12 protein-coding genes are annotated in these 14584 nt (G+C 64.6%); 1 reads left to right on the plus strand and 11 read right to left on the minus strand.

The features are described 5' to 3' along the window. Positions 1-36: 36 nt before the first annotated feature. Genes fghA through ACJ7Z0_RS24480 form a run of 6 tightly spaced genes read right to left on the minus strand, consistent with a single transcriptional unit; the run spans position 37 to position 5213 of the window. A complete protein-coding gene (gene fghA / locus ACJ7Z0_RS24455) occupies positions 37-912 on the minus strand; it encodes an S-formylglutathione hydrolase (RefSeq protein WP_434791906.1) in 876 nt (291 codons plus the stop codon). Continuing rightward, a complete protein-coding gene (locus ACJ7Z0_RS24460) occupies positions 909-1835 on the minus strand; it encodes an alpha/beta fold hydrolase (protein ID WP_434791907.1) in 927 nt (308 codons plus the stop codon). Before ACJ7Z0_RS24460 ends, fghA begins: the two co-directional genes overlap by 4 nt. A 22-nt stretch (positions 1836-1857) precedes the next feature. After that, positions 1858-2964 (minus strand): S-(hydroxymethyl)glutathione dehydrogenase/class III alcohol dehydrogenase, encoded by a 1107-nt coding sequence (locus ACJ7Z0_RS24465; protein WP_434791908.1) that lies wholly within the window; start codon positions 2962-2964, stop codon positions 1858-1860. Positions 2965-3016: 52 nt separating this feature from the next. Continuing rightward, positions 3017-3655, minus strand: coding sequence for a glutathione S-transferase family protein (locus ACJ7Z0_RS24470; RefSeq protein WP_434791909.1), 639 nt, complete (start codon positions 3653-3655; stop codon positions 3017-3019). After that, complete coding sequence (locus ACJ7Z0_RS24475) at positions 3652-4515, minus strand: aromatic ring-hydroxylating dioxygenase subunit alpha (RefSeq protein WP_434791910.1); 864 nt, start codon at positions 4513-4515, stop codon at positions 3652-3654. The genes ACJ7Z0_RS24470 and ACJ7Z0_RS24475 overlap by 4 nt, the downstream gene beginning before the upstream one ends. A gap of 17 nt (positions 4516-4532) precedes the next feature. After that, positions 4533-5213 (minus strand): Rieske 2Fe-2S domain-containing protein, encoded by a 681-nt coding sequence (locus ACJ7Z0_RS24480; protein WP_434791911.1) that lies wholly within the window; start codon positions 5211-5213, stop codon positions 4533-4535. Between the two features lie 75 nt (positions 5214-5288). On the opposite strand from ACJ7Z0_RS24480, the gene aroQ reads away from it, so the two are divergent. Further along, entirely contained in the window at positions 5289-5729 is a 441-nt protein-coding gene (gene aroQ, locus ACJ7Z0_RS24485) for a type II 3-dehydroquinate dehydratase (protein WP_055799873.1), read from the plus strand. Between the two features lie 24 nt (positions 5730-5753). On the opposite strand, the gene ACJ7Z0_RS24490 is transcribed toward aroQ, so the two are convergent. From ACJ7Z0_RS24490 to dnaK, 5 genes are all read right to left on the minus strand, one after another. Next, positions 5754-7289, minus strand: coding sequence for a SpoVR family protein (locus ACJ7Z0_RS24490; protein ID WP_434791912.1), 1536 nt, complete (start codon positions 7287-7289; stop codon positions 5754-5756). Further along, positions 7286-8578, minus strand: a complete 1293-nt coding sequence (locus ACJ7Z0_RS24495) for a YeaH/YhbH family protein (protein WP_434791913.1) — start codon at positions 8576-8578, stop codon at positions 7286-7288. The genes ACJ7Z0_RS24490 and ACJ7Z0_RS24495 overlap by 4 nt, the downstream gene beginning before the upstream one ends. A 64-nt stretch (positions 8579-8642) precedes the next feature. Then, positions 8643-10565, minus strand: a complete 1923-nt coding sequence (locus ACJ7Z0_RS24500) for a PrkA family serine protein kinase (protein WP_093012796.1) — start codon at positions 10563-10565, stop codon at positions 8643-8645. Positions 10566-11306: 741 nt separating this feature from the next. Next, positions 11307-12443, minus strand: a complete 1137-nt coding sequence (gene dnaJ, locus ACJ7Z0_RS24505; protein WP_431123050.1) for a molecular chaperone DnaJ — start codon at positions 12441-12443, stop codon at positions 11307-11309. A 97-nt stretch (positions 12444-12540) separates the two neighbouring features. After that, positions 12541-14478: a molecular chaperone DnaK gene (gene dnaK / locus ACJ7Z0_RS24510; protein WP_434791914.1), complete on the minus strand. Its 1938-nt coding sequence runs from the start codon at positions 14476-14478 to the stop codon at positions 12541-12543. Positions 14479-14584 lie beyond the last annotated feature (106 nt).

Genomic DNA, 14584 nt, shown 5'->3' on the forward strand with positions numbered 1-14584 from the left:
GCGCTCCATGATACGGCGCCCGTACGCCGAGGTCGATCAGCCGTTCAGTGTTTGTGCGTGGTGCGCGATGTGGTCCGCCATGAAAGTCTGGATGAAGTAGTAGCCGTGGTCGTAGCCCGCGTGCCGGCGCAGCGTGACGGGCTGGCTGGCGGCAAAGCAGGCGGCCTCGAAGGCCTCCGGGTAGAGCTGCTCGGCAAGGAATTTGTCGGAGAGCCCCTGGTCGATCAGGATGCCCTGGGGGTAGGGCGCGGCGATCTGCGATTTCATCAGTGCGCTGGCGTCGTGCGCAAGCCACTGCGCCCGGTCGCCGCCCGGCTCGCCCAGGTAGCCGCTGAACGCCTTTTCGCCCCACGGGCATTGCGTGGGTGCGCAGATGGGCGCGAACGCCGACAGCGACTTGAAGCGCCCGGGGTGCCGCAGCGCGAGCGTGAGCGCGCCATGGCCGCCCATCGAATGGCCGCAGATGCCCAGGCGCTGGTCGTCGATGGCGAAGTGCCGCGCCACGAAGGGCAGCAGCTCGTGCACGATCCAGCTTTCCATACGCCAGTGGGCGGACCAGGGCGCTTCGGTGGCGTCGAGGTAGAAACCCGCGCCAATGCCGAAGTCCCAGTTGGCGGTGGCGCCGGGCAGGCTTTCGACGGCGCTTCCGCGCGGGCTGGTGTCGGGCGCGATCAGCGCGAGGCCCAGGCTGGCCGCCATGCGCTGCGCGCCGGCCTTTACCGCGAAGGTTTCCTCGTTGCAGGTCAGCCCCGCCAGGTAGAGCAGGGCCGGCACGCGCTGGTTCGCGGCTTGCGGTGGCAGGTAGACCGAGAAGCGCATCGGCAGGCCGATTTCGTGCGAAGCGTGCTCGTGAAAGCTTTGCACGCCGCCGAAGGCATGGTGCTCGGAAAGGGTCTTGAGGATGTCGGTCATCGGGCGATGTCGTTGTTGTGGCGTGCGGGCACGAGTTCGAGCACGGCGTCGGCAAAGATGCGCGGCGCCTCCTGGGGCATGTTGTGGCCGACGCCGGGCACCAGCCGGTGCGATCGCAGCCCGCTGAAGCGGTGCGCATGGGCCGAGGCGTTGGCTGGCGGGCGCACCCCGTCGTCGACGCCGTCGAAGGTGATGATGGGCACGGCGATCGTCGGCTGCGCGGCCAGGCGGCGCTCGATGTATGTATAGGCCGGGTCGCCCGGGACCAGGCCGAAGCGATGCCGGTAGGAGTGGATCACCACGTCGACGAAGTCGGGATGGTCGAAGGCGGCGGCGCTGCGCTCGAAGGTGGCGTCGTCGAACTTCCAGGTAGGCGACCACAGCTGCCACAGCAGGCGGGTGATTGCGCGGCGGTCCTTAGCGAGGCCGGCGCGGCCGCGCTCGCTGTGAAAGTAGTACTGGTACCAGAGGCTGTGCTCGTTCGCGGGCGTGTCCGGCTCCATCGCCTTCGCGATGTCCTGGATGTTGTAGCTGTTGAACGAGACCAGCCCCGTGCAGCGCTCCGGCCACAGCGCCGCCACCACGCAGGCGGCGCGCCCGCCCCAGTCGTAGCCAGCGAGCACCGCGCGCGGAATGGCGAGGGCATCGAGCAGCGCGAGCAGGTCGGCGCCGAGGGCCGCCTGTTCGCCGGAGCGCGGCGTGGCGTCGCTCAGGAAGCGCGTGGCGCCGTAGCCGCGCAGGTAGGGCACGATGACGCGGCAGCCCTGGCCGGCGAGCATTGGCGCCACCTCGGCGTAGGTGTGGATGTCGTAGGGGAAGCCGTGCATCAGCAGCACGGGCGGGCCGTCCGCAGGGCCGGCTTCGAAGTACGCAACTTCCAGAACGCCCGCTTCGATCTTGCGCAAGGGTTCCATGCGGTTCATGGCGGGCGTTCTCTTCAGGGGGTCAGTACAGAACCACGCCGCGGATGGATTCGCCGCGTTTCATGAGGTCGAAGCCCTTGTTGATGTCTTCGAGCGGCATGGTGTGCGTGATCAGGTCGTCGATGTTGATCTTGCCTTCCATGTACCAGTCGACGATCTTGGGCACGTCGGTGCGGCCACGCGCGCCGCCGAAGGCCGAGCCTTCCCACTTGCGGCCGGTAACCAGCTGGAACGGACGCGTGCTGATCTCGGCGCCCGCCTCGGCCACGCCGATGATGATGCTGCGGCCCCAGCCCTTGTGCGTGCATTCGAGCGCCTGGCGCATCACCTTGGTGTTGCCGATGCACTCGAAGCTGTAGTCGGCGCCGCCGTCGGTCAGCTGCACGATCGCGTCGACCACGTTCTCGGTGTCTTTGGGGTTGATGAAGTGCGTCATGCCGAACTTGCGTGCCATGGCCTCGCGCTCGGGGTTCAGGTCGACGCCGATGATCTTGTCGGCGCCCACCATTTTCGCGCCCTGGATCACGTTCAGGCCGATGCCGCCCAGGCCGAACACCACCACGTTGGCACCGGCTTCCACCTTGGCGGTGAAGATCACGGCGCCGATGCCCGTGGTGACGCCGCAGCCGATGTAGCAGACCTTGTCGAAGGGAGCGTCCTCGCGGATCTTGGCCAGAGAGATCTCGGGGGCGACCGTGTAATTGCTGAAGGTCGAAGTGCCCATGTAGTGGAAGATCGGCTTGCCGTCCAGGCTGAAGCGCGAGGTCGAATCAGGCATCAGGCCCTTGCCCTGTGTGCCGCGGATCAGCTGGCAGAGGTTGGTCTTGCGCGACAGGCAGAACTTGCACTGGCGGCATTCGGGCGTGTACAGCGGAATGACGTGGTCGCCCTTTTTCAGCGTGGTGACGCCGGGGCCGACGTCGACCACGATGCCCGCGCCTTCATGGCCGAGGATGGCGGGGAAGATGCCTTCCGGGTCGGCGCCAGAGAGCGTGTAGTAGTCGGTGTGGCAGATGCCGGTGGCCTTGATCTCGACCAGCACTTCGCCGAACTTCGGGCCCTCGAGGTCGACGGTTTCGATGGTGAGCGGGTCTCCGGACTTCCAGGCGACGGCAGCTTTGGTTTTCATGGGGCTTCAGGGCAAAGAGGGGATGAGACCGGCAAGGATACCCAGACCGCGTTCAGGCTGGACCCGCGGCAAAGATACCCGACATTCCGATGAAACCGGGCAGGTGGCGAAAGTCCCAGGCCCAGCGTCGCAACGCCGGATATTCGTCAAGGGATATTCCGCCTTCGCCGGCCAGCGCCACGTACGGAAAGCAGGCCAGGTCGGCCACGGTGGCGTGCGGACCGGCCAGCCATTGGAGCCCGTCGCTCGCGCGCTCGGCCAGGTGGTCGTCGAGCCGTCGAAAGACCGCGTGCGCGCCGCGGCGGCAGGCCTCGATGTCGAAATGCTCGTAGCCGAAAACATCGTGCAGTCGCGCCGCCGACGCGGTGCGGGTGATTTCGTCGGCCGTGGCGAACCACATTGCGATCTGGCCGCGCAACTGCGGATCGTCCGGGTACCAGCGGCCTTGCGTGTCGTGCCTGCTCGCGAGGTAGACGAGGATGGCCTGGGCGTCGCGCAGCACGAAGCCGTCGTCGTCGATCACCGGCAACTGCCCGAGCGGATTGACGTGTGCCAGGAACGCGGCCGACTTGTGCTCGCGGCCCGGATGAAAGTCGACCGGCACGCTCTGGTAGTCCGCGCCGAGCCAGGCGAGCATCTGCCGCACCTTGAAGCAGTTGCCCGACAGCGGGTAGTCGTAGAGCCGGATCATGCGGCCTGCCTCACGCCAAAGCGCATGCCGCGCTCGCGCAGCCAGCGCCGGTAGGCAACCGAAGAGGTGTCGCCGCGTGTCGGCGTTTCGGCGCGGCCTTCGAGCGGCATGCGCTTGAAGGCGTGGTTTTCGAGAATCGGCTTGTCCTGGCCGAAGATCGTGTGCTGGAACGCGATGAGCTCGGCATCGGTCGATGTGTCGTCGTAGCAGGCAAGGAGCGTGTGGGCGGTCACGTGTTCGTCGTCCAGCGGCTGCAGGAACAGGCCGATGGCGTCGAGCTTGCCGGCCCGGTGGCTCGACTTGTAGAGCATGGCGGTGAGCGGCTGCATCACCCGGTACTTGTAGAGCACCTCGCTGCCGCTGTCGTGGGCCGCTGAGGCGCGCGGCTGCCAGAAGCGGCAATCGGTGGCCCAGATTTCTCCAGTGCCGGGTTCGATGCGCACCTGGTACGCGGCCACCTCGGTGTGCGGCACCTTGCCCAGCACGTCGGCGTGCACGAAGGGAAAGTGCGCCATGTCCAGAAAGTTCTCGATCACGCGCAGCCCCGACACGGCCACGCCGATGCCGCCGCAATCGACGATGCGGCGCCCGGTTTCGCCATATTCCGGAAAATCGAACAGCGGCCGCGCGGGCTTGCCGCTGGGGCAGACCCAGAGATAGCCATGGCGCGACTGGACGGCCAGCGCCTGCGAACCCAGCCGGCATTGCGGCTTGCCGGCCGCATCGCTCCAAAGCTGCAGCGTTTCGCCGAGCAGGCGTGCTGCGCGGGGCTTTGCTTCGGAGCTGCCGGCCAGCGCGGCGGCGGAGCCGGCGACCAGCCAGTCGTCGAGCATGTTGGGGTCGTCGGTGATGAAGGGCATGGGTCTTTTTCTTTCGCTCAGGCGGCCGGCTGCCGTGCCTCGATCTCGCCGCGCAGTATGCGTGCGGCGACGTGCAGCGCCTTCATCGCATGGGTGCCGGGCGCGGCATCGGTCCAGAGGTGGATGAAGGCCAGCCGCGGCCGGGCGTCGAGCACCAGCGCCGCGGCATCGATGCAATCGAGTGCGCCGCGCATGGCGGGCGCAGACGCATCGGCCCTGAAGTCGCGTGCCGCCAGTGCATCGCGCACACCCGCCGCATCGGCTCGAACGGAGAGCGTGCGGCAGAACGACCACCCCGGGGGAACGGCGTCGTCCCGCGGCAGAGGCGGCGGCTCCGCGTCCGCGAGATGGACCCACAGCATGCCGGCCGCATCGACCGCGCTGAACACCTTCGCGCAGACGTTGCGCGGCGGCGGCATGTCGGGGTGCGCGGGAATGCGGATGCACTGACCGCTGCCCGCGGCGTACTGCCAGCCGTGGTAGGCGCAGGAGAGGCGGTCTTCCATCACGTGGCCCAGCGTGAAGCGCACGCTGCGGTGCGGGCAGCGGTTTTCCCATGCCTGCGGTGCGCCGTCGGCCGACCGCCAGAGCGCGAGCTCCTGGCCCTCCGCAAAGCCGGCGACGATGTTGGCGCCGGGGCTCAGCTCGGCCGAGCGAGCCACCGGGTGCCAGGTTGAAATGCTGCTGTCTGCGCTCATGATTCGCGTTACCTTATCGCAAGTCATTGCGAGGGCGCTCGCCCATAATGGCGGCTCGCTTCGACCGCCATCATCATGAAGAAAATACTCGTCCTCAACGGCCCCAATCTCAACCTGCTCGGCACGCGCGAACCAGAGCAATACGGGCGCGACACGCTGGCCGACGTCGAGCGCCTGTGCGCAGAGGCGGGCGCGAAGCACGGTGTCGAGATCGAATGCCGCCAGTCGAACCACGAAGGCGTCCTGATCGACTGGATCCACGAGGCGGGCCGCGAGGTGGCCGCAGGCAACATGCTCGGCGTGGTGATGAACCCGGGTGCCTACACCCACACCTCGATCGCGCTGCATGACGCCATCAAGGGCGCGAGCGTGCCCTTGATCGAGCTGCACATTTCGAACGTGCACGCGCGCGAGGAGTTTCGCCACCGCTCGTACATTTCGCCGGCGGCGCGCGGCATCATCGTGGGTCTTGGCGTGAAAGGCTACGCACTGGCCATCGCGGCCCTGGTGCCCTGAGCCTGCGGGGAACCGGCCAACCAGTCAGTCGGTTTGCCTGGGCGCTGAGGCCTTCCAGCTGCGGCTGATGTGGCCTTGCGCATCGACGCTCTCCAGGTGAACGTCGAAGCCCCACAGCCGCGCGACGTGCTTCAGCACTTCTTCCGCATCGTCGTGCAGCGGCAGGTTGTTGCGCTGGGTGTGGCGCAGCGTCAGGGCGCGGTCGCCGCGCATGTTGACGTTCCACACCTGGATGTCGGGCTCCCTGCTGCCGATGTCGTACTGGCGTGACAGCGATTCGCGCAGCAGCTGATAGCCGCTGTCGTCGTGAATGGCGGACACCTCGAGCTCGGGCTCGCTCTGGTGGTCGCGGATCGCGAACAGCCTGAAATCGCGCATGGTCTTCGGGCTCAGGAACTGGCCGACAAAGCTCTCGTCCTTGAAGTTGCGCATCGCATAGTCGAGCGTCTTGACCCAGTCGGTGCCCGCGAAATCGGGAAACCAGCGGCGGTCTTCCTCGGTCGGGTTCTGGCAGATGCGCCGCAGCTCGGTGAACATCGAGAAGCCCAGCGCATAGGGGTTGATGCCGCTGTAGGCGCGATGCCCGACGGGCGGCTGAAAGATCACACCGGTGTGCGAGCTGAGCCATTCCATCATGAAGCCGTCGGCGAGCTGGCCGCGGTCGTACATGGTGTTCAGCAGGGTGTAGTGCCAGAAGGTGGCCCAGCCCTCGTTCATGACCTGCGTCTGGCGCTGCGGATAGAAATACTGTGCGATCTTGCGCACGATGCGCACCACCTCGCGTTGCCAGGGCTCCAGCAGCGCGGCATTCTTCTCGAAGAAATAGAGCAGGTTCTCCTGCGGTTCCGAAGGAAAACGGCGGGACGCGTCGGACTCCGCGGCCTGCTCGCTCTTGCGGGGCAGGGTGCGCCAGAGATCGTTGACCTGCTGCTGCATGTGGCGCTCGCGTTCGGCGCGCTGCGCGCCTTCCCTCGCCAGCGAGCGCTTCTGCGGACGGCGATAGCGGTCGACGCCGTAGTTCATGAGCGCGTGGCACGAGTCGAGCAGTTGCTCCACCGCGTCGAGTCCGTGGCGCTCTTCGCATTCGGCGATGTAGTGCCGCGCGTAGACGAGGTAGTCGATGATCGAGGACGCGTCGGTCCACATCCGGAACAGGTAGTTGCCCTTGAAGAAGCTGTTGTGGCCGTAGGCCGCATGGGCGATCACCAGGGCCTGCATGGCCATGGTGTTTTCTTCCATCAGGTAGGCAATGCACGGGTCGGAGTTGATGACGATCTCGTAGGCCAGCCCCATGTGGCCGCGGCGATAGTTCTTCTCGGTGGCGATGAACTGCTTGCCGTACGACCAGTGCCGGTAGATCATGGGCATGCCGACGCTGGCATAGGCGTCCATCATCTGCTCGGCGGTGATCACCTCGAGCTGGTTCGGATACACGTCGAGCCCGAAGCCCCTGGCCGTTTTCGCAATCTCGGTGTGGTAGGTCTCGATGAGGTCGAAGGTCCAGTCCGAAGGGCTGGGCAGGCGCTCCAGGCGTTCGAGGGGAGGGTGCTCGGAAGTCATGCGGGCACTCCTTCCTTCTTGAAGAGGTCGCGGAACACGGGGTAGATGTCCCGTGCGTCAGACACCTTGCGCATCGCGAAGTTGGGCTGTATGCCTTCGAGCTGCGCGTATTCCTGCCACAGGTTCTGCTCGGTTTCCGCGACCTGCACGTAGGCGTAGTAGCGCACCACGGGCAGGATGTGGTCGACCAGCAGTTCGCGGCAGCGGCCGCTGTCCTGGTGCCAGTTGTCGCCGTCGCTGGCCTGCGCACCGTAGACGTTCCATTCGCCGCTCGGGTAGCGTGCCTTGATGATCTCGTCCATGAGCACCAGCGCGCTCGACACCACGGTGCCGCCGGTTTCCGTGGCGTGGAAGAACTCTTCCTCGGTCACTTCCTGCGCCTGCGTGTGGTGGCGCAGGAACACGAGGTCGATCCTCTCGTAGTGGCGCGTGAGGAACATGTACAGCAGCATAAAGAAGCGCTTGGCCATGTCCTTGCGCGCCTCGTCCATCGAGCCAGAAACGTCCATGAGGCAGAACATCACGGCCTTGGCGCTGGGCACGGGGGTCTTCACGCGGTTGCGGTAGCGCAGGTCGATGGGGTCGATGTAGGGCACATGCCGCATGGTGCGGCGGATCTCGTCGATCTGCTCTTCGGTTTCGCGGATCTCGTTCTTGATCAGGCCCTGCGCCGCCTGCGGGTGCGACCTCAGCGTCAGCAGGTGGGCCTCGAGGCGCTTGAGCTCCTTGCGCGGCTCGCCGCCCAGTGCAATGCGCCGGGCGAGGGCGCCGCGCATCGAGCGCACCACGTGCAGGTTGTTGGGCGAGCCGTCGTTCGTGAAGCCCGCCCGGTGGCTCTTCCATTCGGGCACCTCGGCGATCTGCGTGCGGATGAGGTGCGGCAGCGCAAGGTCGTCGAAGAAGACGCGCATGAATTCTTCGCGCGTGAGGCGGAACACGAAGTCGTCTTCGCCTTCGCCGCTGTCCCCGGCCTCGCCGCTGCCCGAGCCGCCGCCGGCCTGCCCTTCGGGCCGCGCAATGCGGTCGCCCTTCAGGTATTCCTGGTTGCCGGGGTGCACGTATTCGCGGTCTCCGCCGCGCGCATGGCCGAACACGGGCTCGGACACGTCGTGGCGCGGCAGGGTGACATCTTCGCCTTGCTCCAGTTCGCGGATGTTGCGCCCGCTGACCGCGCGCCGCACGGCCTCCTGGATCTGCCCCTTGTAGCGCCGGAGAAAGCGCTCGCGGTTGCCAATGGACTTGTTCTTGCCCGAAAGCCGGCGGTCGATGATCTGCTGCAGGATGGCCACGATGATGTCAAAGCTCCTTGCAAAAAAGGGGGCGAAGCCTGTGCCTCGCCGCTATGAACTGTCGCTATGAACTCTTGCGCACCCGGAGGTACCACTCGCAGAGCAGCCGGACCTGCTTGGCCGTATAGCCCTTCTCGACCATGCGGGTCACGAAGTCCTCGTGCTTCTTCTGCTCGTCGGCACTGCTCTTGGTGTTGAAACTGATCACCGGGAGGAGTTCCTCGGTGTTGGAGAACATCTTCTTCTCGATGACCGCGCGCAGCTTCTCGTAGCTGGTCCAGGCGGGGTTGCGCCCGGCGTTGCCGGCGCGCGCGCGCAGCACGAAGTTGACGATCTCGTTGCGGAAGTCCTTTGGATTGCCGATGCCCGCGGGCCGCTCGATCTTCTCGAGTTCGGCGTTGAGCGAGGCGCGGTCGAACACTTCGCCGGTGTCCACGTCGCGGAACTCCTGGTCCTGGATCCAGTAGTCGGCGTAGGTCACGTAGCGATCGAAGATGTTCTGGCCGTATTCGCTGTAGCTCTCGAGGTAGGCGGTCTGGATCTCCTTGCCGATGAACTCGGCATAGCGCGGCGCCAGCAGCTCCTTGATGTAACTGATGTACTTCTGCTCGGTTTCCGGCGGAAACTGCTCGCGCTCGATCTGCTGCTCGAGCACGTACATCAGGTGCACCGGGTTGGCGGCCACCTCGGAGCTGTCGAAGTTGAACACCTTCGAGATGATCTTGAAGGCAAAGCGCGTGGAGACGCCGCTCATGCCTTCGTCGACACCGGCGTAGTCGCGGTATTCCTGGATCGACTTGGCCTTGGGGTCGGTGTCCTTGAGGTTTTCGCCGTCGTACACCTGCAGCTTGCTGTAGATGCTGGAGTTCTCTGGCTCCTTCAGGCGCGTGAGCACCGACAGCTGGGCCATCATGCGCAGCGTGCCGGGCGCGCATGGCGCCTTGGCGAGCGAGGAGTTGCGCACCAGCTTCTCGTAGATCTTGATTTCTTCCGAGGCGCGCAGGCAGTAGGGCACCTTGACGATGTAGATCCGGTCGAGGAAAGCCTCGTTGTTCTTGTTGTTGCGGAAGGCCTTCCATTCGCTCTCGTTGCTGTGCGCGAGAACGATGCCGTCGAACGGAATGGCGCCGAAGCCCTCGGTGCCCTTGAAGTTGCCCTCCTGCGTGGCCGTGAGCAGCGGGTGCAGCACCTTGATGGGCGCCTTGAACATTTCCACGAACTCCAGCAGGCCCTGGTTGGCCAGGCACAGGCCACCCGAATAGGCGTAGGCGTCGGGATCGTCCTGGGCATAGGTCTCGAGCTTGCGGATGTCGATCTTGCCGACCAGCGAAGAAATGTCCTGGTTGTTCTCGTCGCCCGGCTCGGTCTTGGCAACTGCGATCTGCCGCAGCACCGAGGGGTAGCGCTTGACGACCTTGAACTGGCGGATGTCGCCGCCGTACTCCTCGAGCCGCTTGACGGCCCAGGGCGAAAGAATGCGGTTGAGATAGCGGATGGGAATGCCGTATTCCTTCTCGAGGATCTCACCATCCTCGACGGCGTCGAACAGGCCCAGCGGCGTTTCGTTGACCGGCGAACCCTGGATGGCATAGAACGGCACGTGCTCCATGAGCTGCTTCAGGCGCTCGGCGATCGAACTCTTGCCGCCGCCGACGGGACCGAGCAGGTAGAGGATCTGCTTCTTCTCCTCGAGCCCCTGGGCGGCATGCCTGAAGTACGACACCACCTGCTCGATGGCGTCCTCCATGCCGTAGAACTCCTTGAACGCCGGGTAGATCTTGATGACCTTGTTCGCGAAGATTCGCGACAGCCGGGAATCGTTGCGCGTGTCGACCAGCTCGGGTTCGCCGATGGCCTTGAGCATCCGCTCGGAAGCAGTGGCATACGCAGTGGGGTCGCGTTTGCAAATATCCAGGTAGTCCTGCAGCGACAGGACCTCCTCGCGGGTGCGCTCGTAACGGGCGGCAAAGTTGCTGATCACATCCATGGTCACGCCTCCATCAGGTCTGCGGGTTTATCGGCCCCGAAGGCCTGCAGCCCCAACGCGTCGCAACTTTTTAAAGGTGTGCCCCGCCCATGGCTGCAAGCCGTGGAAAACTCCCTTAATCACATCTTCACAAACAGCATAAAGCAAAGAGTGCACCCGGGAAATTCTTTGTTAAATCAGAACCACAGTGCCGAGTAAAGTTCCTGAGAAAAACCCGCAGCATTTGGCAATTCCAGCTAAATTTCAGGGTTCGGCAATCGAGCTTCGCGCGACCCCTCCGCCCAGTGAAAATACCTATGGCGATCGGCATATGTAGTCATTGCATCTTTTCCCGGGAACGCACCTCCTAAAGAGCATCGAGCGGCTCAAAGCTGTTACATAACCAATAACGCGCCGCATCCTGTTTGGGTTTATTGCTCAATCGAAAAAAATATAAAAGCAATCCCCGCGCCATCTTTTGATGAGCATGTCGCGCATGTGAGCGTGGGAAAGCGCGCCAACCCGCGGTCAGCGTGGTTCCGAGGAGAGGGTGCGATGGTGCGCGCACCGAACTAGGTCGGCAGGCACCGTTCGCGTGCGCGAAGGCGGGCAGCGCCGAAGCAGCGCCGTGCGGCCGCTTCTAACTGCTTGAAAAATCTGGGGAATCGGTGCGCCGGCCGCTGAAGAGCGCCGGGCAGAAGGCAAGGCAGCAGGGCGCAGCGAAGTGCGCCTGCCGCATTCCGGTGCCTCCTGTCAGCTGAGTCAGCTGAAGAATTCCTTGGCCTTGTCGAACCATCCCTTGTCGGTCGGGCTGTGCTTGTCGCCGCCCTTCTTGAGGGAGTCGTCGAGCTCCTTCAGCAGCTTGCGCTGGTGCTCGGTGAGCTTGACCGGCGTTTCGACGCGCACGTGGCAGTACAGGTCGCCCGGATAGCTCGAGCGCACGCCCTTGATGCCCTTGCCGCGCAGGCGGAACTGCTTGCCGCTCTGGGTGCCGTCGGGAATGTCGATGGCCGCGGCACCCTTGAGCGTGGGCACGCTGATCTCGCCGCCCAGCGCTGCAGTGGTCATGCTGACGGGCACCACGCAGTGCAGGTCGTCGCCGTCGCGCTCGAACAGCTCGTGCTTCTTGAGGCGGATCTCGATGTACAGGTCGCCGGGCGGCCCGCCATTGGTGCCAGGTTCGCCGTTGCCGGTGCTGCGAATGCGCATGCCGTCGTCGATGCCGGCCGGGATCTTGACCTCGAGCGTCTTGTTGTTCTTGATCTTTCCCTGGCCATGGCACACCGTGCAGGGCTCGGGAATGATCTTGCCGCTGCCGTGGCAGGTGGGGCAGGTCTGTTGCACGCTGAAAAAGCCCTGGCGCATCTGCACTGCTCCGGCACCGTGACAGGTTGTGCAGGTAATGGGCTTGGTGCCGGGCTTGGCGCCGGAGCCGTGGCAGGTGCCGCAGTCGTCCCAGCTCGGGATGCGGATCTGCGCTTCCTTGCCGTCGGCCGCTTCTTCCAGCGTGACTTCCATGGCATAGCTCAGGTCGCTGCCGCGGAACACCTGGCGGCCGCCGCTGGTGCGGCCGCGGCCGCCGCCGAACACGTCGCCGAAGATGTCGCCAAAGGCCTCGGCAAAGCCGCCGAAGCCGTCGGCGCCGGGGCCGCCGCGCATGTTCGGGTCGACACCGGCGTGGCCGTACTGGTCGTAGGCCGCGCGCTTCTGCCCGTCGGACAGCATTTCGTAGGCTTCCTTGACCTCCTTGAACTTGGCCTCGGCGTCCTTGCTGGTGTCGCCGTGGTTGCGGTCCGGGTGGTGCTTCATCGCAAGCTTGCGATAAGCCTTCTTGATTTCCTCCTCGCTCGCGTTCTTGGGAACGCCGAGGGTCTCGTAGTAGTCGCGTTTTGTGGCCATGGCTGATTCGGTCGGGGCGGGCGGGAAGCCGTAACTTGAAGCGAGAAAGGCTGGACCACCCGATCAGGTGATCCAGCCTTGTTCGAAGGGCTGAAGGTCAGCCTTTCTTGACTTCCTTGACTTCGGCGTCGACCACGTTGTCATCGGCCGGTGCACTCGCAGCTTCCGGGCCAGCAGCGGCACCCGGGCCGCCGGCGGCGCCTGTCGCGGCCTGCGCATCGGCATACATCTTCTCGCCGAGCTTCTGGCTTGCGGTCATCAGCGTGTTGGTCTTTTCCTCGATCGAGGCCTTGTCCTCACCCTTCAGGGCTTCTTCCAGGTCCTTGATCGCGGCTTCGATCTTTTCCTTCTCGCCGGCGTCCAGGCTCGCGCCGTGTTCGCCGAGCGACTTCTTCACGCTGTGCACCATGGCTTCGCCCTGGTTGCGGGCCTGCACGATCTCGAGCTTCTTCTTGTCGTCGGCCGCGTTGAGTTCGGCGTCCTTCACCATCTTCTGGATCTCTTCCTCGGAAAGGCCCGAGTTCGCCTTGATGGTGATCTTGTTTTCCTTGCCGGTGCCCTTGTCCTTCGCGCCCACGTGCAGGATGCCGTTGGCGTCGATGTCGAAGCTCACCTCGATCTGCGGCGTGCCGCGCGATGCCGGCGGAATGCCCTCGAGATTGAACTCGCCGAGCAGCTTGTTGCCCGAGGCAATGTCGCGTTCGCCCTGGAACACCTTGATGGTCACGGCCGGCTGGTTGTCTTCGGCGGTGGAGAAGGTCTGCGCGAACTTCGTCGGGATCGTGGTGTTCTTCGTGATCATCTTGGTCATCACGCCGCCCATGGTCTCGATGCCCAGCGACAGCGGGGTCACGTCCAGCAGCAGCACGTCCTTGCGGTCGCCGGAGAGCACCTGGCCCTGGATGGCGGCGCCGACGGCCACGGCTTCGTCGGGGTTCACGTCCTTGCGCGGCTCCTTGCCGAAGAAGGCCTTCACCTTTTCCTGCACCTTGGGCATGCGGGTCATGCCGCCGACCAGGATCACGTCGTTGATGTCGGACACGCTGATGCCGGCGTCCTTGATGGCCAGGCGGCAGGGGGCGATGGTGCGCTCGACCAGCTCGTCGACCAGGCTCTCGAGCTTGGCGCGCGTGAGCTTGATGTTCAGGTGCTTCGGACCCGTGGCATCGGCCGTGATGTAGGGCAGGTTGATGTCGGTCTGCGCGCTGTTCGACAGCTCGATCTTGGCCTTTTCGGCGGCTTCCTTCAGGCGCTGCAGCGCGAGCACGTCCTTGCTCAGGTCGACGCCTTGTTCCTTCTTGAACTCGGCAATGATGTAGTCGATGATGCGCTGGTCGAAGTCTTCGCCGCCCAGGAAGGTGTCGCCGTTGGTCGACAGCACTTCGAACTGCTTCTCGCCGTCGACGTCTGCAATTTCGATGATCGAGATGTCGAAGGTACCGCCGCCGAGGTCATACACGGCAATCTTGCGGTCGGCCTTGTCCTGCTTGTCGAGGCCGAAGGCCAGGGCTGCAGCGGTGGGCTCGTTGATGATGCGCTTGACGTCCAGGCCCGCGATGCGGCCGGCGTCCTTGGTGGCCTGGCGCTGGGCGTCGTTGAAGTAGGCCGGCACCGTGATCACGGCTTCGGTCACGGGCTCGCCGAGATAGTCTTCGGCGGTCTTCTTCATCTTGCGCAGGATGTCGGCGCTGACCTGCTGGGGCGCGATCTTCTTGCCGCGCACTTCGACCCATGCGTCGCCGTTGTCGGCTTTCGCAATGGTGTAGGGCATCAGGTCGATGTCCTTCTGGACTTCTTTTTCTTCGAACTTGCGGCCGATCAGGCGCTTGATCGCGTACAGCGTGTTGCGGGGATTGGTCACGGCCTGGCGCTTGGCCGAGGCACCGACCAGCACTTCGCCGTCTTCCTGGTAAGCCACGATCGACGGCGTGGTGCGCGCACCTTCCGAGTTCTCGATCACACGCGTGGTGTTGCCTTCCATGATCGACACGCACGAGTTGGTGGTGCCGAGGTCGATGCCGATGATCTTTGCCATGTTCTTTACTCCTGAAAGCCTGAAAAATATGTTGTTATGAACTTGTGGATAACCCGGCGCGATTCAAGGTATGAAGCGGGGATTTCCTGTGGGAATCTTGTGTGCG

It is taken from the genome of Variovorax palleresanus (assembly GCF_051144945.1).
Classification (GTDB): domain Bacteria; phylum Pseudomonadota; class Gammaproteobacteria; order Burkholderiales; family Burkholderiaceae_C; genus Variovorax; species Variovorax paradoxus_S.